Genomic DNA, 24,171 nt, shown 5'->3' with positions numbered 1-24,171 from the left:
CGCCTTGCCGCCGTTCCATCCTCTCTGGATGGACGGCGGCAGCGGTGGACTCCGGCGCGTTCAAACGGTATAAACTACTACTTTTGTTATAGTATATCGGCTGTATCGGCGTCCGCCGGTAGCATTCACCACACACTTAACTGACTGGAGTTCGTCCCGCTGATGAACCTGTTCTGGATACCTTTATTGCCGTTACTCGGTACCCTGATGCCACTCCTGACCGAAAGGTTCGGACGCAGCGCCTGCGCGCTGATGACCGCCATTCTGCCAGCCGTTGCGCTGTTCATGGTCCTGTATGCGGCACCTCAGGTGTTCGCGGGCACGACGTTGCAGGAGAGCTTTAGCTGGATTCCATCCCTGGGGCTGGAGCTGTCCTTCCGCCTCGATGGTCTGGCATTGCTGTTCTGCCTGCTGATTCTGGGCATAGGTCTGTTGATCATCCTCTATGCTCGCTATTACTTGTCCGAACAGGACTCCATGTCCCGTTTTTACGCTTACCTGATCCTGTTCATGACCGCGATGGTGGGCATTGTCACCGCCAACAACCTGATCCAGCTGTGGCTGTTCTGGGAGCTGACCAGTATCAGCTCCTTCCTGTTGATCAGCTTCTGGAACCACAAGAGTGAAGCCCGCAAGGGTGCACGTATGGCGCTGACCGTCACCGGTGCCGGCGGTCTTGCCCTGCTGGCCGGTTTACTGCTGATCGCGCATATTGTCGGCAGTTACGACCTCAGTGTGGTGCTGGCCAGTGGTGATACCCTGCGTGAGCACAGCGCCTACCCGGTGGCACTGGTGCTGGTCCTGCTGGGTGCCTTCACCAAGTCCGCCCAGTTCCCGTTCCATTTCTGGCTGCCGCACGCCATGGCGGCACCCACCCCGGTCAGTGCCTACTTGCACTCGGCCACGATGGTAAAAGCCGGTATTTTCCTGCTGGCCCGCTTTTACCCGGTCCTGTCCGGCACCGAGCTCTGGTTCCTGATTGTCAGCCTGACCGGCCTTGCCACCCTGCTGCTGGGCGCCTATATCGCCCTGTTCAAGCACGACCTCAAGGGGCTGCTGGCCTATTCCACCGTCAGTCATCTGGGCCTGATTACCCTGCTGCTGGGCATGGACACCCAACTGGCTGCCGTGGCCGCGATCTTCCATATCATCAACCACGCCACCTTCAAGGCATCGCTGTTCATGGCTGCGGGCATCATCGACCATGAGTCCGGCTCACGTGATATGCGCAAGCTCAATGGCCTTTGGAAATACATGCCCTATACCGCCACGCTGGCCATGGTCGCAGCCGCTTCCATGGCCGGTGTGCCATTGCTGAACGGCTTCCTGTCCAAGGAGATGTTCTTCGCCGAGACCCTGCATCAGGTGTCGCTGGGCTCCCTGTCCTGGATGGTACCGGTACTGGCAACACTGGGCGGTGTATTCTCGGTGGCCTACTCCACCCGCTTTATCCATGATGTGTTCTTTAACGGCGAACCGATCGACCTGCCCAAGACACCTCACGAGCCGCCGCGCTACATGCGGATTCCGGTGGAGATTCTGGTAGCACTCTGTCTGCTGCTGGGTATTTTCCCGGGCTATATCATTGGCGGTCTGCTGGACTCGGCCTCATCGGCCGTACTGGCGGGTAACCTGCCCGATTACAGCCTGTCGATCTGGCATGGTTTCAACCTGCCGTTGCTGATGAGCGTGATCGCCATGATGGGCGGCCTGATGATCTACTACAACCGCCGTCATCTGTACCAGTTCCAGGCGCAATTCCCGGAAACAGACGCAAAAATGGCATTTGAGAGTGCCATTCAATGGCTGGTCGCGGCGGCGACTCGCGTGCACAAGTTCTACGAGAACGGCTCGTTGCAACGTTATATGTGGCTGCTGTTGCTGTTCGCGCTGGTACTGACCGCAGGCCCGTTGATGGACCTGAATACCACCGCCGGTCTGCGTCCGCACCTGCCCATTGATGGTGTTGAAATCACCGCTGCAGTGCTGCTGTGCCTGAGTGCACTGGCAACCGTGATCTGGCACCGCAAGCGTATGATTGCCCTTCTGACCCTGTCCGTGGTGGGCCTGATCGTGTCCATCGCCTTTGCCCGCTTCTCGGCCCCCGACCTGGCGCTGACCCAGCTGTCGGTGGAAGTCGTAACCGTGATCCTGCTGATGCTGGCACTGTTCTTCCTGCCACAGAAAACGCCGAAGGAATCCTCACCCCGTCGTGTAGTCCGTGACCTGGCCATTGCCGCCATGATCGGTGGTGTTGTCGGCACCATCAACTACGCCATGATGACGCGACCACTGGACAGCATCTCCGACTACTTCCTTGCCAACAGCAAGATCGGTGGCGGCGGTACCAACGTGGTCAACGTGATACTGGTGGACTTCCGTGGCTTCGATACTCTGGGCGAGATCACCGTACTGGGCATCGCAGCGCTGGGTATCTTCAAGCTGATCGCACGCATGCGCCTGTTCATGCCGGCCGGTGATGAGCATGGCCGCCCCTGGGCGCGTGATCGCCATCCGATGATGCTGGCCGTGATCTCCCAGAGTCTGCTGCCGCTGGCGCTGCTGGTATCCGTCTATATCTTCCTGCGTGGCCACAACCTGCCGGGCGGTGGCTTTATCGCCGGCCTGGTGACATCGGTAGCGCTGGTACAGCAGTATGTTGCCCACGGGGTCGACTGGATGAAGGCTCGCCTGAAGCTGGACTACCAGTGGCTGATCGGCAGCGGTGTGCTTATCGCCACACTGACAGGTCTGGGCAGCTGGGCGTTCGATCGCCCCTTCCTGACCTCCTGGTTCGATTACTTCAAGCTGCCCTGGATCGGCAAGTTCGAACTGGCCAGCGCCATGGTGTTTGACCTCGGCGTCTACCTGACCGTGATAGGCGCGACTCTGCTGATCCTGGCCAACCTGGGCAAGCTCACCACCAACCACCGTCCAACTCAGCCGGAGTCTGAATAAATGGAAGCCGTATATGCCGTGTGTGTTGGCCTGCTTACGTTTTCAGGCATTTTCCTCTGCCTGCGCGGGCGAACCTTTCCTGTCGTCATGGGTCTCACCATGCTGTCCTATGCCGTCAACCTGTTCCTGTTCTCCAGTGGCCGCCTGAAACTGGATGGTGCCGCTATTCTGGGCACCTCCTATACCTATGCGGATCCGCTGCCCCAGGCACTGGTGTTGACCGCGATTGTAATCGGCTTCGCCATGACCGCCTTTGTGGTGATTCTGGCCATGCGTGCCCGCGCCGATTTGGGCAACGACCACGTGGACGGTCGACTGCCTCCGCAACCTGAAACCAAAACACGCCGCAAGAAGGACCAGGCATGATCGAACACCTTCCCATACTGCCGGTTCTACTGCCTCTGCTGGGGGCTCTGCTGCTTCTGCTGCCGCCTCTCAGCGCCAGCCTGGAACGCCAGCGCATCGCATCACTGGTGGTGTCGGCCCTGACCCTGCTGGCCGCGCTGACCCTGATGCTGCATACCCGTGCCGAAGGCATTCAGCTCTATGTACTGGGTGACTGGCAGCCGCCATTTGGCATCGTGCTGGTCTCCGACCTGCTGTCATCGCTGCTGGTTCTGCTGACCTCGGTGTTGGGTCTGGCCGCGCTGCTCTATGCCTGTGCCGGCGAAGATCGAACCGGTGCCTACTTCCACCCATTGATTCTGTTCCAGCTGATGGGCATCAACGGTGCCTTCCTGACCGGGGACATCTTCAACCTGTTCGTATTCTTCGAGGTGCTGCTGATTGCCTCCTATGCCCTGCTGATTCACGGCGGTGGCAAGCAGAAGACCCAGGCCAGCTTCCACTATGTGGCGCTCAACCTGGTTGGCTCCAGCCTGTTCCTGTTCGCACTGGGCATGCTGTACGGCACCCTGGGCACGCTGAACATTGCTGACATGTCGACCAAGGTCGCCAAGCTGTCTGAGGCAGAGGCCGTGCTGGCCCGTGCCGGAGGCATGCTGCTGCTGGTGGTCTTCGGCCTGAAGGCGGCCATGCTGCCGTTGCATTTCTGGCTCACCCGCGCCTATTCATCCGCTGCAGCTCCTGTGGCAGCGTTGTTCGCCATCATGACCAAAGTCGGCATCTACAGCCTGTACCGTGTCCATACCGTGGTGTTCGGTGAAAACGCGGGGCCACTGGCCAACATGATTGAACCCTGGATCTGGCCGCTGGCGATCATGACCGTGGTCGCCGGCAGCATCGGTGCTCTGGCCAGTCCTAACCTGCGTGAACTGACTGCCAACCTGGTGATCGTGTCAGTGGGTACCCTGTTGATCTCGGTCGCACTGCAGAATGAAAAAGCCACGGCCGCAGGCCTTTACTACCTGGTTCACAGCACCTTTATAAGTGCAGCCTTGTTCCTGGTGGCTGGCCTGATCAGTGAACAGCGCGGCAAGGCAGGAGACCGTTTCGTGATGTCTCGCAAGGTGCGCCAGCCTGCACTGCTGGGTGTCTGTTTCTTCGTCGCAGCCATGACCATTGCCGGTATTCCGCCCTTCTCCGGCTTTGTCGGCAAGCTGCTGATGCTGCAGTCGGCCGAGCAGGGATCGGAGATGCTCTGGGTATGGCCCACCATCCTGATCAGCAGCCTGATTACCATCATCGCGCTGTCACGCGGCGGCACGACTCTGTTCTGGCGTCGCAGCACCGACAAGAGCCAGTCAGACCCGGCTTCTCCCTGGCAGGTTGCAGCCGTTACCTTGCTACTGTTAGCAGCGCCGTTGATGGTGATCTTTGGCGGTCCCATGACTGAATACACCGATGCCGCTGCCCGGCAGCTGCATCAGCTGCCCGCATCTCTGGATGTTCTGCTGCCTGGAGGCCCCTCATGAGTCGATCCTTTTGGCTGCCAATGCCGCTGCACAGCCTGCTGCTCTTTGTCGCCTGGCTGCTGCTTAACAACTCCGTCGAACCCGGCCACCTGGTGCTGGCAGCCTTCCTGGCCTGGACCATTCCGCTGCTCTGTGCACCACTGAAAACAGACCAGCCTCGCGTCCTCAAGCCGCTGCTGGCAGCCCGCTATGTGCTGCGTGTGCTGGGTGATATTGTCACCGCCAACATCGACGTGGCCATTCTGGTGCTGAGCCCCATGCGCAAACTGCAGCCGGGCTTCATCGCCATTCCGCTGGATCTGAAAGAAGACCTGCCGATTACCGTGCTGGCCAGCACCATCTCGCTGACCCCCGGTACTGTCAGTGCCGAGGTCTCCGAAGACCAGAAATGGCTCTACATTCACGCTCTGCATATTACCGATGAGCAGGCGCTGATTGCCGAAATCAAGGCGCGCTACGAAGCCCCGCTGAAGGAGATTTTCGGATGCTGAACACCACCATTTTCATTGTCAGTGGCGCTGTGTGTATCGCACTGGTACTGAATCTCTGGCGTCTGTTGCGTGGCCCTGACCTTTCTGACCGTATCCTTGCGCTGGATACCATGTACATCAACAGCATCGCCCTGATTCTGCTGTACGGCATGCACATGGGCACCAACCTCTACTTCGAAGCAGCCCTGCTGATTGCCATGCTCGGCTTTGTCAGCACCGTGGCCCTGTGCAAGTACCTCTTGCGCGGCGATATTATTGAGTAAGGATCTGTATGAACATACTGGTTGAAATTCTGGTCTGCGTACTGCTGTTGATTGGCGGCTTCTTTGTTCTGGTCGGCTCTCTGGGCCTGTGCCGCCTGCCGGATGTCTACACCCGCCTGCACGCCCCGACCAAGGCCACCACCGTAGGCATGGGCGGCATCCTGATCGCCTCCATGGTACTGATGACCTACGAGCAGGGGTACTTCAGCGTACACGAACTGTTGATTACGCTGTTCCTGCTGATCACAGCCCCCATCACCGCACACATGCTGGCCAAAACGGCACTGCATCATGAGAACCGCGCCCTGAGACGCACGCGTTCACAGCACCTGATCGCCAGTGCCCGCGAGCAGCAACCACCGGCGGCTCCCGACAGCCCCAATCATGACTGAGCGACTGCAGAACGCCGAGCTCAGCTGGCAGGCGGGCTCACCGGAATCAGACCGCTTTGGCGATATCTACTTCAACCGCGATGGCGGTATTGCTGAAACCGAACACGTTTTCCTCCAGGCCAACCACCTGGAGGAACGTTTTGCCGGCCTGGAAAGCACGTCGTTCGTCATTGCCGAAACCGGCTTTGGCACCGGCCTCAACTTTCTATGCGCCCGTGATCTCTGGCTGAAACAATCCAAAGCACCGCAGCAGCTGCACTATATCTCCTGTGAGAAGTACCCGCTCAAGGTGGATGACCTGGCCCGAGCGCTGGAAGCCTTCCCCCAGTTCGCAGAAGGCTCGCGTCAATTAATTGACGGCTATCCGACACCGGTTGAAGGCTTTTACACCCTGAGATTTGACGGCGGCCGTGTGCTCCTTACGCTCCTCTTGGGGGATGCCCTTGAGCAACTGCCGCGCCTGGAAGCCCGCATCGACAGCTGGTTTCTGGACGGTTTTGCCCCCGCCAAGAACCCGGATCTCTGGACTGAGGCTCTGTTTCAGCAGATCGCCCGCCTGAGTCAGCCGGGCACGCGCTTTGCCACCTTCACCGCTGCCGGTATCGTCCGTCGCGGACTCCAGGCAGTCGGCTTTGAGGTGGAAAAACGCCCGGGGTTTGGCCGCAAACGCGAGATGCTTGCCGGAGTCATGACCGCGCCCACGCAAACAAACGGGGAGTCAAAAACCCGGCTGCCGATCTGGAGTCTGCCTCCGGAACCTCGCAAGCCCGTCAGCACAGAACCTGTCATTGTCATCGGCGCGGGCATCGCCGGCGCTTCTGCTGCACGGGCATTGGCCGAGAAAGGCATTCCTGTTCAGGTGGTTGAACGCCACGCATCCCCTGCGCAGGAAGGCTCAGGCAATGCGCAGGGTGCGCTCTATGCCAAACTGCCGGCCAAACCCACGGCACACAGCCGCTTCCACCTCTGTGGTCTGGAATACAGCTGTGCGTTGCTGCAGCCGCTGATGCAGCAGGACCCTGCTCTGGGCGACCTTTGTGGTGTGTTACAGCTTGCATTGAATGCCAGGGAACAAAGTCGCCAGGGTGATATTGTTGCGGCCGATGCCTACCCTGACAGTCTGGTTCATGCAGTTGCTCCGGCTGAAGCCACTGAACTCGCAGGATTGCAGATAGATACATCAGGCCTGTTCTTCCCCCGTGCAGGCTGGGTTTCGCCCCCGGCACTGTGCCAGGCGCTGCTGAACCATCCGCTGATTCAGTGCCAGTACAACACGCCAGTGAGCGACTTGAGCTGCCACGAGGGCATCTGGCAGCTGGAAGGCACCACCTTCAGTGCCCGTCAGGTCGTGGTCTGCTGTGCCAGCAGTAGCCGTCAGTTCAGCCCCCTGTCATGGCTTCCACTCAAACCGATTCGAGGCCAAACCAGTCAGGCCGATGCGCCCGCCAACCTGGCTGCGTTGAAAACCGTGGTCTGTGGTGAGGGCTATATCTCGCCGCCTATGAAGGAACGCTACTGCTTTGGGGCATCATTCAAAGTGGGTGAGACTGAACTGGATGTACGTGAAGACGAGCATACGCACAACCGGGACATTCTGACCCGTGCGTTGCCCGAATTGGGCCATGCCCTTAGTGACAAGTCTCTGGATGGGCGTGTCGCACTGCGTTGCAGTACACCGGACTATTTACCCTTGACCGGGCCCGCGCCTGATCTGAACGGCTATATCGAACGCTACGCCAAACTCAGGGATGACGCCCGCTGGCCACTGGACCAGCCACCAGCCTATCAAAACGGCCTGTTTATCAACCTCGGACACGGATCAAAAGGCCTTATTAGCGGTCCAATAACAGGAGAGTTATTGGCGGCTCAGATCGCGGGAACCCCCTCTCCCCTGTCTGCTGACCTACTGCCAATCCTCCATCCAGGACGATTTATAATCAAGAATCTGATTCGCGGGTCGCTATAATAGGAGTAGCCGGTATTTTCCGGTCAGTGCGGAGGTAGCCTATGGCACTTGTCATCTATGATCAGGGGTATCGGATTCAGACCCCCGTTGACTCGTTGTTTCGGCAACGCGGTGTCGAGTCGATGCAACAAAGCAGCCAGGCATCCGGCTTGCCGGCATCCGAAGACAAGGCACAACGGCAGCAAGGGACTGAAGAACGGATTGAGCTGTCTCGGGAGCGTTTTCAGCTACCGCCCAAGGACCGGCGCCAGTCACCCAAGGGCTATGACCAGGCAGGCCGAGAACAGGCGTCAGTTTCGAGCAAGCCTCAGGAGCTAAAAGCGGCGCAGGTCATGAGCAGCCCGGTACTGACCGTCACAACCGATACCAGTCTGCGTAAAGCCTGGGAACTGATGCAGGCACAAGAGGTGTACCACCTGATCCTGATCGACGACGATGAACGGGCACTTGGTCTGCTATCACGAGACGATATTCTGGCAAAAGGCACCGACTCACCTGTGAGTGTCACTCAGGCCTACCACAAACAGATGGTTGTGGCTTCGCCTGCTACCCCTGTCTCGAGCATTGCTGCCAGCTTCGTACGCTACGATATCGGCGCCATTCCGGTCATTGATGATCATGACCGGCTGCAAGGTATCGTATGTCGCACCGACCTGCTGCGCATGCTGATCAATAATGCCCGTGTCGAAAGCTGGGCCTGAGGTATCACTGCGGCGGCAGTTGACGGCCTGAGGCTTTAGCTGCGGTTCGCTCCAATGGCTCTTCCGGTATGTCCGATGGAGAGCGGTTGCCACTCAGCCAGTTGGCCAGGGTGCTGAAAACCTTTTTAACCGCACGCCAGAGTTTTGGCAAAATCCAGATCAACAGCCCGATAAACAGAATCAAAGCACCCAGGAACCAGAGCGGATGATTCAGTGCGGTCCAAAGGCCACCGATCACGATCAGGTCTTCACTGAAGGAGGCTGTCCAGTTGGTCAAGGGCTCGGGCGAGGTATTGATGACTACACGGGTACCGGCCTTGAGCGCATGGCTTCCTGCTGCCATGGAGCCACCCACCAGGGCAGCGGCCAGCTCTACCACCGGACTCATATCGCCCACGGCACCAGCTGCCAGCGCCGCACCGGCCGGAATGCGTATGAAGGTATGCAGGCTGTCCCAGCCGGTATCCACCCCTGGCAACTTATCGGCAAAGAACTCGACGAAGTACATGAAGCCTGCCGCCATCAGCACCAGCGGATCGCTGACGATCTCCAGCCCCGGCGGCAGCGTCAGATGGCCCATATTGGATAGCACACCCAGCATCAACACAGTGGCATAGAGATTAATGCCACTGGCCCAGGCAACGCCCATGGTGAGTGCTATCAGCGAAGTAATCTGATCAAGCTGTTCCACAGGCAGGCCTCGCTATTCAGTTTTGCCAGTCGCGCACCTGATCGGCCGGCACAATATTGCACAGGCCTGTGTGCTCACTGAAGATCAATACAGCCTCGCCACGTTCCAGGGCTTGTCGCACCTGGCTCACCTTATCGGCAAGACTGTACTCCTGTTCACCATAGTCAGTGCCGTCACGGCTGACAAACTCCTGAATCAGGTTATCCAGTGTCTCAGCCGACACTTCCTGCCAGGGGATAATCATGCCGACTCCCACTCAGCCAGCTGCTGCAGGAAGCTTGCTTCATCCATCACGGGCACGCCGGCCTTCTCCGCCTTGGCCAGTTTGGAGCCGGCACCGGGGCCAGCGACAAGCGTGTGGGTTTTGCCGGACACACTGCCGCTGACCTTGGCCCCCAACGCCAGCAGGCGCTCCTTGGCTTCATCGCGGGTCATCTGCTCCAGCGTACCGGTCAGTACCCAGGTTTGTCCCTGCAACGGCTGGGCGTTTGCACCTGCCGCGACTTTGACTTCGGACTCCCAGTGCATGCCGAAATCACGCAGTTGCTGTTCCAGTGCACGAATGCGAGCGACCCAGTCATCATTACGCAGGCACTGCATCATGCCGTCACGGGCCTTGCGGCTGAGTTTGGGCACCTCGGCCAACACCGACTCATCCGCCGCCAGCACAGGCTCCAGCGCCTTGAAATAACGCGCCAACGCCTCGGCACCCGTCTTGGCCACACCCGGAATATCCATGCGCAACAGCAACATATCCAGCCCGATAGCGCCCTGAAGGCCCATAGCGATGTCGGTTTCGCCCTGCAGATCGATGCCTTGCGCCAGCAGGTCGTCCAGTACCTGGCGGTTATGGTCGTCCTGCATGAAGTTATGGATCTCATGACCTACTTCCAGGCCGATATCCGGCAGCCAGGTCAGCAGCAGCGGCTCCGCTTCTCGCAGGCGTTGCAATGAACCCAGCTGGGCTGCCAGGGTACGCGCAGTGCCTTCACCCACCTCAGGAATGCCCAGTGCATAAACAAAGCGGGCCAGTTCCACCTGACGGCTGGCCGCGATGGCATTGATCAGGTTTTCTGACGACAGCTGAGCAAAGCCTTCCAGTTCCAGTACCTGTTCCACTGTCAGTCGGTACAGGTCTGCTGGCGAGCTAACCAGTTCCTTTTGCACCAGCAGTTCGATGTTTTTCTCACCCAGGCCATCAATATCCATCGCCTTGCGCGAGACAAAATGGATCAACGCCTGGATCAGCTGCGCCTGACAGGACAGGCGGCCGACACAGCGGTATACCGCACCTTCCGTATGTTGTTCACGCCCCTTGCCACGCTTGACCAGACGCACGCGTTCCACCGCCGAGCCACAGACCGGGCATTGCTCGGGAATGTGAACCTCGGTTTCCTCCCCGGTACGCTTGTCCGTCTGTACCGCCGCTATCTGCGGGATAACATCACCAGCACGACGCACGATCACCCAGTCACCGGCGCGCACGCCCAGGCGGGCAATCTCATCCATGTTGTGCAGGGTGGCGTTGCTCACCGTGACGCCGCCGACAAACACCGGCTCAAGGCGGGCAACCGGGGTAATGGCACCGGTGCGTCCCACCTGGAATTCAACCGCTTTCAAGCGGGTCGCTTCTTCCTGAGCCGGGAACTTGTGCGCAATGGCCCAGCGTGGCGCCCGGGCGATGTAGCCCAGCTGCTCCTGCTGATCGAGACGGTTGACCTTGAACACGATGCCGTCGATATCGTACGCCAGCTGGTCACGACGAGCGGCAAGCTGCTCGTAGTAGTCACGACAGCCGTCCAGGCCGCTGACGACGCGCATTTCAGCGTTGATCTTCAGACCCCAGGCATGCAGCTGTTCCAGCCGCTGGGCGTGACGGTCCGGCAGCTCGCCACCGCTGACCACTCCTGTGCTGTAGCAGCAGAACTCCAGCGGCCGCTTGGCCGTTATCGCCGGGTCCAGCTGACGCAGGCTGCCAGCCGCTGCATTACGCGGGTTTACGAATGTCTTTTCATCGGCGTCACGGGCCAGCGCATTGAGGCGTTCAAAGCCGGCACGGGGCATGTAAATCTCGCCACGCACTTCCAGTCGCTCGGGCCAGCCGCTGCCCATCAGGCGCAGCGGAACCGAATTGAGGGTGCGCACATTCAGCGTAATATCTTCACCGGTAGAACCATCGCCACGGGTGGCCGCACGCACCAGACGCCCCTGCTCATACATCAGGCTGACTGCGATGCCATCCAGCTTGGGCTCGCAGGCGATCTCCAGATCAGCGGTATCGTCCAGCTGCAGGCGTTCACCGATGCGTTTGATAAAGGCGGCCATATCTTCGGCATCGAAGGCATTATCCAATGACAGCATCGGCTGTTCATGGCGCACTTCGGCAAAACCGGTGTCCGGTTTTTTACCTACACGTTGGGTGGGTGAGTCAGCCGTCACCAGCTCAGGATGCTCGGCCTCCAGTGCCTTCAACTCCTGAAACAGGCGGTCATACTCACTGTCGGTGACACTGGGCTCATCAAGTACGTAATAACTGTAGTTATGCGCTTCAAGCTCGCTGCGCAGCGACTCGGCACGTTCGGTAACGGAATCGGGAAGGGTCATGCCTGTGGATATCTCAGGTCGGTTAAAAACAAAAACGGGTCTTAGTTGACCCGTCGTTGCCGCTGATGCATCTGAAATTCACGGATGCGTTCGCGATAGTGTTCCTTGGTTTGGGGCCGCATCACTGAGCGGTCTTCATCCAGCAGCTCGCCATTGAGATGCTTGGCCAGCGTTTCTGCCGTGGCCAGCATGCACTCGTAGGCCGTCATCGGGTCCTTGGGCTCGCTCATGGACATGAAGAAAGAGACTGCGGGCGTCTCCAACGCATCCATGTTGTCCGGGTCGAAAGTACCTGGCGGCACGGCGTTGGCCATGCTGAACTGGATAGGTGAGTTCGGTGAGCTGTCCTCGGCACGGTGGTAGATCGACATGTCGCCCCAATCCATACCGCAGGCATCAACAATTTTACCCAGTACAGGCCCCGGCAGGCGTTCGCCGTTGCGGCCCACCACGGTAATCACCAGCACATGTTCGGGATCTGGCATGGAGGAGCGAGTCGGGCCTTTGGGCTTTGCAGGAGCAGGCGTTTCTTCGACAGGTTCTGCCGGCTCAGGCTCAGAAGGCTGCTCAACAGACTGTACAGGCTGGCGTGGCTGACTTTCCGTGCTCGCGGCTGCAGAGCGCTGCGGCTCGGGAGCCTCAGGTGTGAAATCGATATCAGGTTCAGCCGCCGCAGCCGGTTCAACCGATTGATACAGGTGTTCCTGCTCAGCTTCGGCCGCTTCCACCCGCTCGGTTTCACGTTCCACCGAGTCACGGTAGGCAGCCAGAGTGTCGTTGGGAAGATCGGCACCAATCTGGTCAAACAGCGTGGGGATCGGCTGGTCCAGATCCAGTTCATGCTGATCGTCGTCAGGGGCCTGTGCCTGTTCTGATTTCACGGGCAGGGGTTCTTCCTTCAGCGGATAGTCCATTTCCAGCGAAGAGCCCTGAAGATCGCCACGGTCAACGGCTTCCATCAACTCGCGGTCATCTCCGGCAGAGGTATCAGCCGGCCCCAGATTGTCAAACAGGGGCTCGGGCGCGGGTTCAGGCGCATGCACAACCGGCTGAGCCGGCACTGGCTTGCGCGTCTCCTGTTTGGGTTTGGCACGGGGCTTGGCTCGGCCTCGGGCTGCTTCCTCACGCGTGGGAATATCGTCAAACAGAGGGTCCATTTCGGTCAGCTCTGGTGCCGCATCCAGAGACGGCTCCATGCGCTGATCCAGGCTGGGCTCTCGGCGTTCTTTTACAGCGGGGCGCGCAGGCGCGGTTTCACGTTCAGACACCTCTTCAGGTGACTGTCCCTGACATCGTCGCGCACCGCCGTTGGGCAGTTCAGGGTTATGGCCATCGCTGTCACCCAGCTCGGACAGGGTACGGTCAATCTCCAGCTTCAGCCGGCTCCGGTTGGCACTGACACGTCGCCAGCCATCCACCAGAATCAGAATCACAATCAGTACACCGCCGATGATTAGCCACTCGCGCAGACTGATATCCATATTTTCGCCTTACCCTGTTAATGAACGCCCTGTGTTACTTTAACACCTGGTCGATCACCAGTGAAACAGGCGCCTCGCGGCCCTGGGTTGCAACCGGACCAAATGTCCCCTGCAGGTCGCCTGCCTGAGGCTGAGGCTGTCCCGAAAGGCTTATTCGCGCGCTGATTTCCACTTCGTCATGCATCGACAGGCGTGCCTGGGGTGCCATCGCCATGGCATCCGTCAGTTCCAACTCTAACGGCAGGTCCTTTACCTGACGCTTAACAGCCGCCAGCGGCATACGCCCTTCCAGCGGACGGGCAAAAATAAACAGCGTCTGTTCCGGGTCAACCTGATCCAGCAGCGCCGGATCCAGGGTGACCTGTACCCGAATTCTGGCCATATTCAGTTCCGGCACGTCGGGCACCGGCTGGCCGGCCGCCGCCAGTTGCTCCTGAGCACGGGCGATGCCGCTGCGCAGTGAATCTGCAGCGGTGCCATCGGCATTGATCAGCGCCTTGCTCCAGTGCTCGATAGCCGCGGTGTAATTTTCCTGCTCAAAGGAATCGATCCCCAGCAGGCCCAGAGCCGCGATCTCATAAGGTTCCAGTGCCAGTGTCGCATTGATCTGCGCACGCACCGGCTCATCCATGACGCCGTTGTTGGCAAAATACATGGCCTGGGCCAGCTGACCCATCACACTGGCGTATTGTGGAGCTTCCTGGGGCAGGTAATCGAGCACCTTGGCAAAGGCATCACGGCCGCCCGCATAATCCCCCATGTTCATGTAGGTATTGGCCAGCAGGTACCAGCCCTCAGGGTTCTCGGGGTCTGCCGCCAATTCCTGCTTCAGGGAGGCAACGGCCTGCTCCATGGTCATCTGGCCATTGGGGCCTGGCGGGTTGTTCAAGGCAACCGCCAGGTCATCCGCACGCCCCAGGTGGTTGTAAAGGCCCAAAGCTGCGGCCGGAATCATCAGCGCCAGCAGAGTCACGGTGACCAGCTGCGCCTGGCCAACACGGGTACGCTTGGGCGTTTCCGGGGCTTCATCCTCTTCCGCATCAATCAGCAGGTTGCGTTCCAGCTCCAGCTTCAGCGTGGCGAACTCGGCTTCAGCCAGGGTGCCCTGACGACGCTCATTTTCCAGTTCCGCTAGGCGTTCACGGAAAATATCGATGTTTTGCTGGCGACGCTCTGTGGCTTCACTGCGGGCCAGACGTTGATGACGCACCACTGGGGCAAACATGAACGCGATGGCGATCAGTGTCAGAACCGCGATACCGATCCAGAGTGTACTCATTGATCTTTTTCCTGTTGCAGTAGCTTGTTCAGGCGTTCAGCCTCTTCAGGCGTCAGATTGTCACTGGGGCTGTAGCCTTCGGTCTGACCCGGCTGTGCCTCAGTAGCAGTGCTGTTTTCACTCAGCGTCTGGCGATTGCGTCGATTACGGCTGATCATAAAGACCACCAGAAGGCCGATGCCCAGCAGTACAAAGGGGCCATACCAGAGCAGCCAGGTGGTTGCCGTCACACGCGGGCGGTAGAGTACAAATTCACCGTAGCGGGTCACCATGAAGTCGATGATGCTGGCATCCGGTTCGCCCTCTTCCACCATGCGGTGTACTTCACGGCGCAAATCTGCCGCCAGAGGCGCATCGGAATCAGCGATGTTCTGGTTCTGGCACTTGGGGCAGCGCAGCTCACCGGTCAGCTCATGAAAGCGCTCTTCATTACTTTCGTTCGAGAACTCGTAGGCATCGATGGCCGCCGTTGCCGACAACGGCGCCAGCAGAAACAGCCAGAGGCACAGACGCTTGATCATCCCTTGGCCTCCGTGCGGACCTGCTGCATCACCTGCTGCAGGGTCTCCCACACCTGGGCATCGACCGCACCGACATGGCGATAGCGCACGCGGCCTTCTGCATCCAGCACATAGGTTTCAGGCGCACCATAGACGCCCATATCCAGCCCCAGGGTTCCTTCCTGATCCAGCACAACTTTCTGATACGGGTTCAGGTAACGGCGCAGCCATTCGCGCGCCTTGCCCGGCTCATCCTTGTAGTTGATGCCGTAGATGGTAACGCCTTCATCCCGCGCCAGACGGTTCAGGAAGCCGTGTTCCTCCTTACAGGTCGGACACCAGGTCGCCCAGACGTTCAGCAGAGCTACTTCGCCAGCCAGATCGGCCGGGGTCAGCAAGGTCTCAGGCTCGGTGAGCGAAGGCAGCTCGAAAGCCGGCAGCGGCTTTTTCTTTTCAGCCAGTTCCGAAGGCAACTCGGTCGGGTCCAGTGACAAACCCCGCCACAGGAAAATACCCAATACCAGAAACAGTACCAGCGGAATAAAGGCAAACAGCTTACGGTTGTTCATTGTCACCTCTCAGCTTCAGGCAGCCGCCATCGCACGGCGTTTGCGGTAACGTGGATCAGACGCAGCCAGGAGACCACCAAAGGTCATCAACAGGCCGCCCAGCCAGAGCCAGCGCACATAGGGTTTGTACTGCACACGTACCGCCCAGGCACCATTTTCCAGGGGTTCACCCAGCGCTACGTACAGGTCACGGGTAAAGCCAGGGTCGATAGCGGCTTCGGTCATCACGTTGCCACGTGCGGTGTAGAGACGCTTCTCCGGATGCATTTCGGTGTACGGCTCACCATTGAGCAGGACACGGATCTGGCCCTGGTCGGAGGTGTAGTTCGGCCCTTCCACATGGCGGTTGCCATCGTATATGAAGGTGTAGTCACGGAAACTGATGGAGTCACCCGGTTGCATGCGCAGGTCACGCTGCTCGCTGTAGATCGATACCAGCGCCACACCAACCACCAGTACGGCAACACCCAGGTGCGCCAGCACCATGCCGTAGTAGCTGCGGGTCTGTTTCAGCAGGCCGGCCAGCTTTTCACGGCGGTGGCGCAGGCGGTTATATAGGTCACGAAGACCACTGAGTACGACCCACCATGCCAGTACCAGTCCCAGGGTAACCCAGGGCTTGAGTTCAGCGGCAAACAGCCAGGTAGAGCCGACACCCAGCACCAGAGCAACGACACCCGGCAACCAGAGCTGCTGTACCAGCATACTCAGCTGCATCTGCTTCCAGCGACTGATCACGCCGATGCCCATGAACACCACCAGTATCGCGCCCAGCGGCACAAAGAGTGCGTTAAAGTACGGTGGGCCTACCGACAGTTTGCCCATACCCAGTGCATCCACAATCAGAGGGTAGATGGTACCGAGCAGCACCATGGCGCAGGACACCACCAGCAGCACGTTGTTGACCAGCAACAGGCTTTCGCGTGACAGCAGACCAAAGCTGGATTCGCTGCGCATTTGACCGGCACGCAGGGCGTACAACAGCAGAGAGCCACCGATCACAATCGCCAGCATCACCAAAATAAACAGGCCACGCTCAGGATCGGAGGCGAAGGCGTGTACCGAGGTCAGAACGCCTGAGCGCACCAGGAAGGTGCCCAGCAGACTGAGCGAGAAGGCGAAGATCGCCAGCAGTACGGTCCAGCTTTTGAACACACCACGTTTTTCGGTCACGGCGAGGCTGTGAATCAGTGCGGTACCCACCAGCCAGGGCATCAGGGAGGCGTTTTCCACCGGATCCCAGAACCACCAGCCACCCCAGCCCAGCTCGTAATAGGCCCACCAGCTGCCCAGCGCAATGCCCAGCGTCAGAAACGCCCAGGCGACCGATGTCCAGGGGCGCGACCAGCGTGCCCATGCAGCATCCAGGCGGCCACTCAACAACGCAGCAATGGCGAAGGCGAAGGATACGGCAAAGCCCACATAGCCCATGTACAGCATTGGCGGATGCACAATCAGGCCGAAGTCCTGCAGCAGCGGGTTCAGGTCGGCACCTTCCTGCGGGAAGGCCGGCAGATGACGCTCAAAGGGGCTGGAGGTAAACAGGATAAACAGATAGAAACCGACCGAAATCCAGCCCATTACGGCCAGCACACGGGAAATAATATCCTGCGGCAGGTTACGGCTTTTCACCGCGACCGCCAGCGTCCAGGCAGCCAGGATCAGCGCCCACAACAACAGCGACCCTTCATGACCACCCCAAACCGCACTCATGCGGTAGTACCAGGGCAATGCCGAATTGGAGTTGCTGGCCACATAGGCCACGGAGAAATCGTTGTACAGGAAGGACCAGCTCAAGCAGATAAAGCTGAACAGGGTAAACAGGAACATGCCCTTGCTGAGCGGACGGGCAAAGTTCATCCAGAGAACATTGCCGCGACTGGCACCCACCAGGGGCACGATCGCCAGAAGTACAGAGAGACACAGGGCCAGAATGAGGGAAAACTCACCCAGTTCGGGAACGACCATATCGATCATTTATTGAACTCCTGACCTTCCGGCTGGGGCATTTTGCCAGCCTTGGCGAGCGCTTCAGCCACTTCCGGCGGCATGTAGTTTTCATCGTGCTTGGCGAGGACTTCTACCGCATTCAGCACGCCTTTCTCATTGATGGAGCCCTGGGCGACAATGCCCTGACCTTCACGGAACAGGTCCGGAAGAATACCGGTGTACTCAACAGTCACGGTCTTGTCGTAGTCGGTAATGTCGAACTGGACGAACAGGGAGTCTGGGTCGCGTTTCACGCTGCCATCCACCACCATGCCACCGGCACGGATACGGGTATCCTGAGGCGCCTCACCGGCCGCAATCTGGGTCGGTGAGTAGAACAGGTTGATGTTCTGGTTCAGTGCGAACAGGGTCAGGCCAACTGCGACGCTGACACCCACCACAATGAACATGACGATCAACAGGCGTTGTTTGCGTTTCGGTGTCATTGTACCCCCTCCTCACGACGCAGACGGCGTTTCTGCTCCGCCAGCAGGCGGTTACGTTGCAACCAGGGCAGAACCAGGTTGATCAATATGACGGCAACGCCCAGCCCGTAGCTGAGCCAGACGTAGAGTCCGTGGCCACCCATGGCCAGAAACTCGGAAAAACTGCTAAAACTCACCACAACCTCACTGCTTGCTCAGGAGTTCACGCACCCAACCGGTACGTCGCTCACGCCATACGATTTCGTTGCGCAGCCGCATCATCAAACTGACCGCAAAGAGACAGTAGAAGCCCACCACCATGACCAGCAGCGGCACCCACATCTCGGCGGGCATGGCCGGTTTCTCGGTCAATTTGAACGTGGCCGGCTGATGCAGAGTGTTCCACCACTCCACCGAATACTTGATGATCGGGATATTGACGACCCCCACCAGCGACAGAACCGCTGATGCCTGCGCTGCAGTGGACTCGTTTTCGATGGCAGAGTTCAATGCCATCACCCCGAGGTACAGGAAAAACAGAATAAGCATGGAGGTCAGACGTGCGTCCCAGACCCACCAGGAGCCCCAGGTCGGCTTGCCCCAGATGGCGCCGGTTGCCAACGCCAGTACCGCCATGGAAGCACCGATGGGTGCTGCGCTTTTGAGCACCATATCAGCGACTTTCATCTTCCAGATCAGGGCAATGGCTCCGGCAACGGCCATCAGCATGTAGGCCGACTGGGCCAGAATGGCCGCCGGCACATGCAGATAAATGATGCGGAAACTGTTGCCCTGCTGATAATCAGCCGGGGCAAACATCAGCGCCCAGAGGGTGCCACCAATCAATGACAGGCCCGCAACAAGGGCAAACCAGGGCAGGAGCTTACCGGTTATCTGGTAACACCAGCGCGGTGAGGCGAGCTGGTAGAACCAGCGCGGCATCCATTTTTTTTCCGCCATAACGTCTCTTTATTAGTCTTAGCTACTCATCGATATTCGCAGTGCGGCACTTATCGCCAATGGCGCCAGCCCCAATGCCAGCGCCAGCAACGCACCCAGCAGAGCCAGGTAGCCGCCCAGCGGCAGGCCCGTCACTGCGGCCTGGACCGCACTGGAGCCAAAGATCAGTACCGGAATATATAACGGCAGCACCAGCAGCGAGATCAGTACCCCGCCCTTGCGCAGCCCTACGGTCAAAGCCGCACCTATTGCTCCCACCAGACTCAGGGTAGGCGTCCCCAGCAACAGGCTCAGCATCAGTCCCGGCATGCCATCTGCCGGAAGAAACAGCATCACGCCCAGCAGTGGCGCCATCAGCGTCAATGCCAGACCGGTGACACTCCAGTGGGCCAGCACCTTGGCCAGCACCACCACAAACAGAGGCTGTGGACTCAGCAACAGCTGTTCCAGCGAGCCATCCTCGTAATCGGAGCGAAACAGCGCATCCATCGACAGCAGTGTGGCCAGCAGGGCCGCAACCCACACCACCCCGGGCGCCAGCTGAGACAGGAAACCCGGTTCAGGGCTCACACCCAGCGGAAACAGGGTGGCGACCATGAGGAAAAAGATCAACGGATTGACCAGATCACTCTTGCGTCGAAACGACAGCAGATACTCCCGTCGACAAGTTGCCCAGAACAGTCCGGACAGGCTCTGCCGCTGCGATTCAACGGAATTAGTCTGCATTGTCATACTGAAGTTCCCGCACACTGGTCCAGATTGATTTTACGTACCGGCCCGCGGATACCCAGCTCATGATGGGTGGTCAGGATGACACTGCCGCCCTGTTGCGCATGTTTGAGAAGCAGGTTCTCCTTCGCCGCCACACCCTTTTTGTCGATGGCGGTAAAGGGTTCATCCAGAATCCACAGCGGGGCTCGGCTCAGGTAAAGGCGCGCCAGGCTGACACGACGGTTTTGCCCCGCCGACAATGAATGACAGGGCACATCTTCATAACCACGCAGACCAACCTGCTCCAGCGCATGGTCAATGGCTTCAGCATCAATGGCCGGACTCAGAGCCGCATACCAGCGCAGGTTTTCCTGCGGCGACAGCACCGCTTTCACACCCGCCTGATGACCGAAATACAGCAGATTGCGACAGAACTCTTCGCGTACCTCACCGACCGGTTCACCGCGCCAGAAAATATCCCCTTCATAGTTGCGCGACAGGCCACTGAGAATACGCAGCAGTGTGGTTTTACCACTGCCGTTCTGGCCTTCAATCTGGACGATTTCACCCGGCGCGATGGCAAAGCCAAGGCGGCTGAACAGTATCCGGTCGTCGCGTTCACAGAAGAGGTTTTGTACGGTTAACAGCTGATCTGCCACGCCTGGACCCTTTAAAAAACGGACTCTTGGTCGATAATGAACAAATGGGCCATTATATACAGAATGCCCCCTTAGCGTCAGGCTCAACTTTTGCAGGAAGGACAGGGCTCTTGTTACCCCCGACTACAGTCCCGAACAATACAACCTCTGGTAGCCAGAACCGGCCCTCCAACTCGGCCCTGCCCGCACCGGGCAACCAGGTGCAGGCGGTCGTGCGCAGTGTTGCCAGTGGTGATACCTCCGGCCAGGTGTTTCGCATCCAGGTGGAAGCCAACAACCGCCTGCTTGAACTGGTCACCCGGGCTCCGCTGGCTAATGGCGATCGCATCAACCTTTCCCGAACGCCTGGTGGAGAACTGCAGATCCAGCTGCCGACACAGGGCAACCAGGGCCAGCCAGCGGCCAATTCGGGCGCCAATATCAATCGGATCCTGCTCAATGTGGCGCAGCAGAATAGTGCCCAGATCATGCAGTCGCTGCCGCTCAACACCCCCAAACAGGCACAGGTGACGCAGTCAGTGCCGCTAACCATCAGCAACCCGCCTGCGCAGGGGAGCAACTCAGGAGCCAATCCTGCTGGCACAGCTCAGCAGCCATCGGCCAATACACCAACGCCAGGCCAGGCCGGCGGCGCCCAGACGAATTCAGCTACAACCGGTGCCGCTTCAAGCAATAATCCGGCAGCTACCGGCAGCCAGGCTCGTCCCGCACCATCAACTGCGGGCAGCGGTACTCCCCAGGCAGGGGCCGCGCAGACTTCCGGCACCTCTGCCGCTGCCCAAACAGGCTCAAGTAGCCCTCGGGCTGCAAACGCTCAAACGCCAGCACAGGGGCGCGCCAGCGTAGCCACCGGCGGTTCCGGCAATGCCGCTGCCAACACCTCCGCCTCGAATGGCAACCAGACGGCTCAAACTCAACCACCGACCGCCTCAGCTCCCCAGCTGGCGGCAAAAGTTCAGGTATACAGAGCCCAGATCACACAGATCAATGCCATGCCGACGGGTGGAGCCAATAGCAACACTCAAACGCCTGCGCCTACTGGCACTCAGGCACAAGGGCAGGCAGCTCAAACACCGCCACCACCGGGTACAACAGTTCAAAACAACCAGCCTCCACCTGCGGCTAAGCCACAAACACCACCGAGCACCAACGCCCAGGGGAGCCATGCACAAACCACTTCAGGGACAACTACCGCTCGAGCTGAATCCACTCCGGCCCAACCCCAGCCTGCCGCTGTTACGCAAAAAGGCCAGCAACTGGCGCGCTCTTTGGGCATGCAACAGCCGCCGCCAGCACAGACACAGCACCAGGTACAGCTGAACCTGGCAGGCGAGCGTATCAGCCTGATCAGCCCTCGCCCTTTGACGGTGGGGCAACAGGTTGTACTGACCCGGACCGATGCCCAACAGGTGAGCCTGTCTCCTGCCCCTCAAGCTCAGCCGCCACTGCAACAAAGCGTGCAGCAGCCGGCCGTTCAGCAGGCGCTGCGCGATGCATTGCCGCAGCAGATCCCCTTTGGCGATGCCCTCAACCAGATGATGCAACTCAGCCAGAGCCCGGCGGCACGCAATCAAAGTGCCGTCACCCAGCTGGTGCAGTCCATGCTGAGCCTGTTCGGCGTCAGCCCTGGCAGTGAGGACGCGGGAGAGGCGGTAAAGCGCAACCTGCAACAGGGCGGATTGCTGACCGAAGCACGGTTGGGCCAGGCCAGTGCCGATAAGACCGCTCCTCAGGCCGATCTCAAACAGCAGCTGGGCCAGTTGCTGAAGGCCGCCGAGCAGCTGCCCGAGGGCGCGCGCCAGCAGATGACCCGACTGATTGATGCTCTGCAGGCACGCTCTACCAGCCAGCAGGTCAGCAGCCTGCAAGCCTGGAAAGAACAGCCGGATGGCTCCATGGAACGTGCCTACCGGCTGGATCTGCCGATCCGTCAGGCCGAGCGTTTCGAGAATGCGGAACTGACTATAACCGAGCGGCGTGAACGCCAGCCTGATGGGGACATGCTGTCACTCTGGAGTGCAGCCCTGCACTTTGACCTGGATGAACATGGCAGTGTAGACGCCCGTCTCAGCCTGCAGGAAGGCTGGCGCCTGCAGCTGCAATTCTGGGCCGAGGAACCGCAAACCCAGCGGCTAATCAACCAGCGCCTGGACCCGTTTACGGATAACCTGCACCAGCAAGGCTTTTTGGTCGAAAACGTTCAGGTCCATGCCGGCCGCCCCACGCAGCCCGAACTGAATGATATCCAGCGCCGCCTGGTGGATGTGCACACATGAGCGATCGCCCGGAAGATAAAAGTGCCGTTGCCCTGCGCTATGACTCAGATGCCGGCACCGCGCCCAGAGTCGTCGCCAAGGGACACGGACTTATTGCCGAACAGATACTGGCGCTGGCCGAACAGCACGATATCCACATCCACCAGAGTCCGGAACTGATTGAAGTACTGATTCGACTGGAGCTGGGGGAAGAGATTCCCGAGGCTCTGTACCGGGCTATCGCCGAGGTGATCGCCTTTGCCTACGGGTTGAAAAAGGAAGAAGGTAAATCAGGTGCAGGGAGAGCCGGGGCTCAATGACGCTGGTGCTGCTCCGGCAGCATCTCGCTGCTGTGCAGCTCCTGATGCAGCAGGGCCATCAACTCGGCTTCAGGCCGGCCAATACCGCAGTTGCGCACCAGGTCGTCCACTGAAGCGCCCATTTCCATCAGCTTGGCAGCTTGATTGTAGGCCAGCACGCCGGGATCGCGGTTCTCCAGTTCCTGCTGTTTTTCCACGGTGATATTGAGCGTGCGCTCGATCGCCATCAACCGCTTGCCCATACCGATGGAACCGTTGGTCATGGCACGAATCTCGTTACGCAACACATTGATCAGCGCCTGATGCTGACGTTCCTGGCGTTTGACCCGGATCAGCACATGAATGCAGATCGCGGCCGCCAGCAGTGTCAGCACTGCCATGCCCAACATGATTAGCTGTGTGTATTCCGCCACGCCGAATCCGTGCTCCGTTCAGACAGGGTTAATCCGAACGGAACAGTGTACCCGATCCCGTCCGGGTGTTCATCGTATTCAGGCGCTGCAGGCTTCGAATTCCAGCAGCAGCTGCTCAATGTCCAGAACCGCACAACGTTCAGGCATATAGGTGCCCAGTAACCAGGAGCGATGCTCGCGGTCATGGTTCCAGTTAATGGCCGATGTCGGGATGCGAACCGACTTGATCAGCTCGTCACAGGCCAGCGCCCAACGGCGTCCGCGCAGAATAATGACCTCTGAGTACTTCGAGTACTCGGGCTTGTAGCGCTCGGGAATCAACCAGCGCGCCGTATCCACAATACGCGTCCAGGCAGGATCGGCGCCGAAGCGGCCAATCATCCACTCCGGCCCTTCCAGAGACATAGAAAGATCTTCCAGCTGTAGCGCGCCTTCCACCTGTTCGAAAGGCACTGCCAGTTTGAGGCCATGCATATCCAGCAGGATACAGTTCACCTCGGCGCCCAGCGCCTTGGCTTCAGGCGGCGGAGCCTTGGGTGCGGCTGCCTGTGGCGCCGGCGCCGGTTCGGGTGCTGGCTCTGGCTCTGGCTCTGGCTCTGGCTCTGGCTCTGGCTCTGGCTCTGGCTCTGGCTCTGGCTCTGGCTCTGGCTCTGGCTCTGGCTCTGGCTCT

General features: G+C 59.3%; 25 protein-coding genes. 10 read left to right on the top strand and 15 right to left on the bottom strand.

All coding sequences use genetic code 11. The annotated features are described in order from the left end of the window. The first annotated feature begins 162 nt into the window (after positions 1-162). The 8 genes from BW956_RS21730 to BW956_RS21695 are packed head-to-tail and all read left to right on the top strand — an operon-like array spanning position 163 to position 8,645. Positions 163-2,958: a monovalent cation/H+ antiporter subunit A gene (locus BW956_RS21730; protein ID WP_175612066.1), complete on the top strand. Its 2,796-nt coding sequence runs from the start codon at positions 163-165 to the stop codon at positions 2,956-2,958. Further along, positions 2,959-3,324 (top strand): Na+/H+ antiporter subunit C, encoded by a 366-nt coding sequence (locus BW956_RS21725; RefSeq protein ID WP_010322297.1) that lies wholly within the window; start codon positions 2,959-2,961, stop codon positions 3,322-3,324. Next, positions 3,321-4,832, top strand: coding sequence for a monovalent cation/H+ antiporter subunit D (locus tag BW956_RS21720; protein WP_076466439.1), 1,512 nt, complete (start codon positions 3,321-3,323; stop codon positions 4,830-4,832). The genes BW956_RS21725 and BW956_RS21720 overlap by 4 nt, the downstream gene beginning before the upstream one ends. Further along, entirely contained in the window at positions 4,829-5,323 is a 495-nt protein-coding gene (locus BW956_RS21715; RefSeq protein WP_076466438.1) for a Na+/H+ antiporter subunit E, read from the top strand. Before BW956_RS21720 ends, BW956_RS21715 begins: the two co-directional genes overlap by 4 nt. After that, the gene (locus tag BW956_RS21710; protein ID WP_076466437.1) at positions 5,317-5,586 is read left to right on the top strand and encodes a K+/H+ antiporter subunit F; all 270 of its coding nucleotides are present in this window, start codon (positions 5,317-5,319) and stop codon (positions 5,584-5,586) included. The genes BW956_RS21715 and BW956_RS21710 overlap by 7 nt, the downstream gene beginning before the upstream one ends. Before the next feature lie 8 nt (positions 5,587-5,594). Continuing rightward, positions 5,595-5,978, top strand: a complete 384-nt coding sequence (locus BW956_RS21705) for a Na+/H+ antiporter subunit G (RefSeq protein ID WP_076466436.1) — start codon at positions 5,595-5,597, stop codon at positions 5,976-5,978. After that, positions 5,971-7,944, top strand: a complete 1,974-nt coding sequence (mnmC, locus tag BW956_RS21700) for a bifunctional tRNA (5-methylaminomethyl-2-thiouridine)(34)-methyltransferase MnmC2/FAD-dependent 5-carboxymethylaminomethyl-2-thiouridine(34) oxidoreductase MnmC1 (protein WP_076466435.1) — start codon at positions 5,971-5,973, stop codon at positions 7,942-7,944. Before BW956_RS21705 ends, mnmC begins: the two co-directional genes overlap by 8 nt. 41 nt (positions 7,945-7,985) lie before the next feature. Then, positions 7,986-8,645: a CBS domain-containing protein gene (locus tag BW956_RS21695; protein ID WP_010322303.1), complete on the top strand. Its 660-nt coding sequence runs from the start codon at positions 7,986-7,988 to the stop codon at positions 8,643-8,645. 4 nt (positions 8,646-8,649) lie between these two features. On the opposite strand, the gene BW956_RS21690 is transcribed toward BW956_RS21695, so the two are convergent. Genes BW956_RS21690 through ccmA form a run of 13 tightly spaced genes read right to left on the bottom strand, consistent with a single transcriptional unit; the run spans position 8,650 to position 20,513 of the window. Then, positions 8,650-9,336 (bottom strand): DUF4126 domain-containing protein, encoded by a 687-nt coding sequence (locus BW956_RS21690; RefSeq protein ID WP_076466434.1) that lies wholly within the window; start codon positions 9,334-9,336, stop codon positions 8,650-8,652. 16 nt (positions 9,337-9,352) lie between these two features. Beyond that, entirely contained in the window at positions 9,353-9,580 is a 228-nt protein-coding gene (locus tag BW956_RS21685; protein WP_076466433.1) for a YheU family protein, read from the bottom strand. Next, entirely contained in the window at positions 9,577-11,940 is a 2,364-nt protein-coding gene (gene ligA / locus BW956_RS21680) for an NAD-dependent DNA ligase LigA (protein WP_076466432.1), read from the bottom strand. Before ligA ends, BW956_RS21685 begins: the two co-directional genes overlap by 4 nt. A 41-nt stretch (positions 11,941-11,981) precedes the next feature. Then, positions 11,982-13,421, bottom strand: a complete 1,440-nt coding sequence (gene zipA / locus BW956_RS21675) for a cell division protein ZipA (RefSeq protein WP_076466431.1) — start codon at positions 13,419-13,421, stop codon at positions 11,982-11,984. Between the two features lie 34 nt (positions 13,422-13,455). Beyond that, entirely contained in the window at positions 13,456-14,700 is a 1,245-nt protein-coding gene (gene ccmI / locus BW956_RS21670) for a c-type cytochrome biogenesis protein CcmI (RefSeq protein ID WP_076466430.1), read from the bottom strand. After that, positions 14,697-15,221, bottom strand: a complete 525-nt coding sequence (locus BW956_RS21665) for a cytochrome c-type biogenesis protein (protein ID WP_076466429.1) — start codon at positions 15,219-15,221, stop codon at positions 14,697-14,699. The genes ccmI and BW956_RS21665 overlap by 4 nt, the downstream gene beginning before the upstream one ends. Beyond that, complete coding sequence (locus BW956_RS21660; RefSeq protein ID WP_076466428.1) at positions 15,218-15,769, bottom strand: DsbE family thiol:disulfide interchange protein; 552 nt, start codon at positions 15,767-15,769, stop codon at positions 15,218-15,220. The genes BW956_RS21665 and BW956_RS21660 overlap by 4 nt, the downstream gene beginning before the upstream one ends. A 15-nt stretch (positions 15,770-15,784) precedes the next feature. Next, entirely contained in the window at positions 15,785-17,746 is a 1,962-nt protein-coding gene (locus BW956_RS21655) for a heme lyase CcmF/NrfE family subunit (protein ID WP_010322312.1), read from the bottom strand. Further along, positions 17,743-18,204: a cytochrome c maturation protein CcmE gene (gene ccmE / locus BW956_RS21650; protein ID WP_010322313.1), complete on the bottom strand. Its 462-nt coding sequence runs from the start codon at positions 18,202-18,204 to the stop codon at positions 17,743-17,745. Before ccmE ends, BW956_RS21655 begins: the two co-directional genes overlap by 4 nt. Next, positions 18,201-18,380, bottom strand: coding sequence for a heme exporter protein CcmD (gene ccmD, locus BW956_RS21645; protein ID WP_010322314.1), 180 nt, complete (start codon positions 18,378-18,380; stop codon positions 18,201-18,203). The genes ccmE and ccmD overlap by 4 nt, the downstream gene beginning before the upstream one ends. Positions 18,381-18,387: 7 nt before the next feature. Then, complete coding sequence (locus BW956_RS21640) at positions 18,388-19,143, bottom strand: heme ABC transporter permease (RefSeq protein ID WP_076466427.1); 756 nt, start codon at positions 19,141-19,143, stop codon at positions 18,388-18,390. A gap of 18 nt (positions 19,144-19,161) precedes the next feature. Continuing rightward, positions 19,162-19,875, bottom strand: coding sequence for a heme exporter protein CcmB (gene ccmB / locus BW956_RS21635; RefSeq protein WP_050813353.1), 714 nt, complete (start codon positions 19,873-19,875; stop codon positions 19,162-19,164). Then, positions 19,872-20,513 carry a cytochrome c biogenesis heme-transporting ATPase CcmA gene (ccmA, locus tag BW956_RS21630; RefSeq protein ID WP_010322317.1) on the bottom strand — a complete coding sequence of 214 codons (642 nt, stop codon included), beginning with the start codon at positions 20,511-20,513 and terminating at the stop codon, positions 19,872-19,874. The genes ccmB and ccmA overlap by 4 nt, the downstream gene beginning before the upstream one ends. A gap of 110 nt (positions 20,514-20,623) precedes the next feature. On the opposite strand from ccmA, the gene fliK reads away from it, so the two are divergent. Together fliK and BW956_RS21620 are read left to right on the top strand one after the other, a co-directional pair. Next, positions 20,624-22,789 (top strand): flagellar hook-length control protein FliK, encoded by a 2,166-nt coding sequence (gene fliK / locus BW956_RS21625; RefSeq protein WP_175612065.1) that lies wholly within the window; start codon positions 20,624-20,626, stop codon positions 22,787-22,789. Beyond that, positions 22,786-23,088, top strand: a complete 303-nt coding sequence (locus BW956_RS21620) for an EscU/YscU/HrcU family type III secretion system export apparatus switch protein (protein ID WP_076466425.1) — start codon at positions 22,786-22,788, stop codon at positions 23,086-23,088. Before fliK ends, BW956_RS21620 begins: the two co-directional genes overlap by 4 nt. On the opposite strand, the gene BW956_RS21615 is transcribed toward BW956_RS21620, so the two are convergent. Further along, positions 23,082-23,501, bottom strand: coding sequence for a DUF2802 domain-containing protein (locus tag BW956_RS21615; RefSeq protein WP_010322320.1), 420 nt, complete (start codon positions 23,499-23,501; stop codon positions 23,082-23,084). The genes BW956_RS21620 and BW956_RS21615 overlap by 7 nt on opposite strands. Before the next feature lie 78 nt (positions 23,502-23,579). Continuing rightward, positions 23,580-24,171: chemotaxis protein CheW (locus BW956_RS21610; RefSeq protein ID WP_175612064.1), on the bottom strand; the 592-nt coding region annotated here is incomplete at its 5' end.

It is taken from the genome of Marinobacterium stanieri, assembly GCF_900155945.1.
GTDB lineage: Bacteria > Pseudomonadota > Gammaproteobacteria > Pseudomonadales > Balneatricaceae > Marinobacterium > Marinobacterium stanieri.
The sequence above is the reverse complement of the archived record's forward strand: the minus strand, read 5'-3'. Positions and strand labels throughout refer to the sequence as shown.

Bases quoted from the DNA above. Each gene is read 5' to 3' on its own strand.
- BW956_RS21730 (WP_175612066.1), top strand. From the start codon at position 163: ATGAACCTGTTCTGGATACCTTTATTGCCGTTACTCGGTACCCTGATG.
- BW956_RS21725 (WP_010322297.1), top strand. From the start codon at position 2,959: ATGGAAGCCGTATATGCCGTGTGTGTTGGCCTGCTTACGTTTTCAGGC.
- BW956_RS21720 (WP_076466439.1), top strand. From the start codon at position 3,321: ATGATCGAACACCTTCCCATACTGCCGGTTCTACTGCCTCTGCTGGGG.
- BW956_RS21715 (WP_076466438.1), top strand. From the start codon at position 4,829: ATGAGTCGATCCTTTTGGCTGCCAATGCCGCTGCACAGCCTGCTGCTC.
- BW956_RS21710 (WP_076466437.1), top strand. From the start codon at position 5,317: ATGCTGAACACCACCATTTTCATTGTCAGTGGCGCTGTGTGTATCGCA.
- BW956_RS21705 (WP_076466436.1), top strand. From the start codon at position 5,595: ATGAACATACTGGTTGAAATTCTGGTCTGCGTACTGCTGTTGATTGGC.
- mnmC (WP_076466435.1), top strand. From the start codon at position 5,971: ATGACTGAGCGACTGCAGAACGCCGAGCTCAGCTGGCAGGCGGGCTCA.
- BW956_RS21695 (WP_010322303.1), top strand. From the start codon at position 7,986: ATGGCACTTGTCATCTATGATCAGGGGTATCGGATTCAGACCCCCGTT.
- BW956_RS21685 (WP_076466433.1), bottom strand. From the start codon at position 9,580: ATGATTATCCCCTGGCAGGAAGTGTCGGCTGAGACACTGGATAACCTG.
- ligA (WP_076466432.1), bottom strand. From the start codon at position 11,940: ATGACCCTTCCCGATTCCGTTACCGAACGTGCCGAGTCGCTGCGCAGC.
- zipA (WP_076466431.1), bottom strand. From the start codon at position 13,421: ATGGATATCAGTCTGCGCGAGTGGCTAATCATCGGCGGTGTACTGATT.
- ccmI (WP_076466430.1), bottom strand. From the start codon at position 14,700: ATGAGTACACTCTGGATCGGTATCGCGGTTCTGACACTGATCGCCATC.
- BW956_RS21665 (WP_076466429.1), bottom strand. From the start codon at position 15,221: ATGATCAAGCGTCTGTGCCTCTGGCTGTTTCTGCTGGCGCCGTTGTCG.
- BW956_RS21660 (WP_076466428.1), bottom strand. From the start codon at position 15,769: ATGAACAACCGTAAGCTGTTTGCCTTTATTCCGCTGGTACTGTTTCTG.
- BW956_RS21655 (WP_010322312.1), bottom strand. From the start codon at position 17,746: ATGATCGATATGGTCGTTCCCGAACTGGGTGAGTTTTCCCTCATTCTG.
- ccmE (WP_010322313.1), bottom strand. From the start codon at position 18,204: ATGACACCGAAACGCAAACAACGCCTGTTGATCGTCATGTTCATTGTG.
- BW956_RS21640 (WP_076466427.1), bottom strand. From the start codon at position 19,143: ATGGCGGAAAAAAAATGGATGCCGCGCTGGTTCTACCAGCTCGCCTCA.
- ccmB (WP_050813353.1), bottom strand. From the start codon at position 19,875: ATGACAATGCAGACTAATTCCGTTGAATCGCAGCGGCAGAGCCTGTCC.
- BW956_RS21620 (WP_076466425.1), top strand. From the start codon at position 22,786: ATGAGCGATCGCCCGGAAGATAAAAGTGCCGTTGCCCTGCGCTATGAC.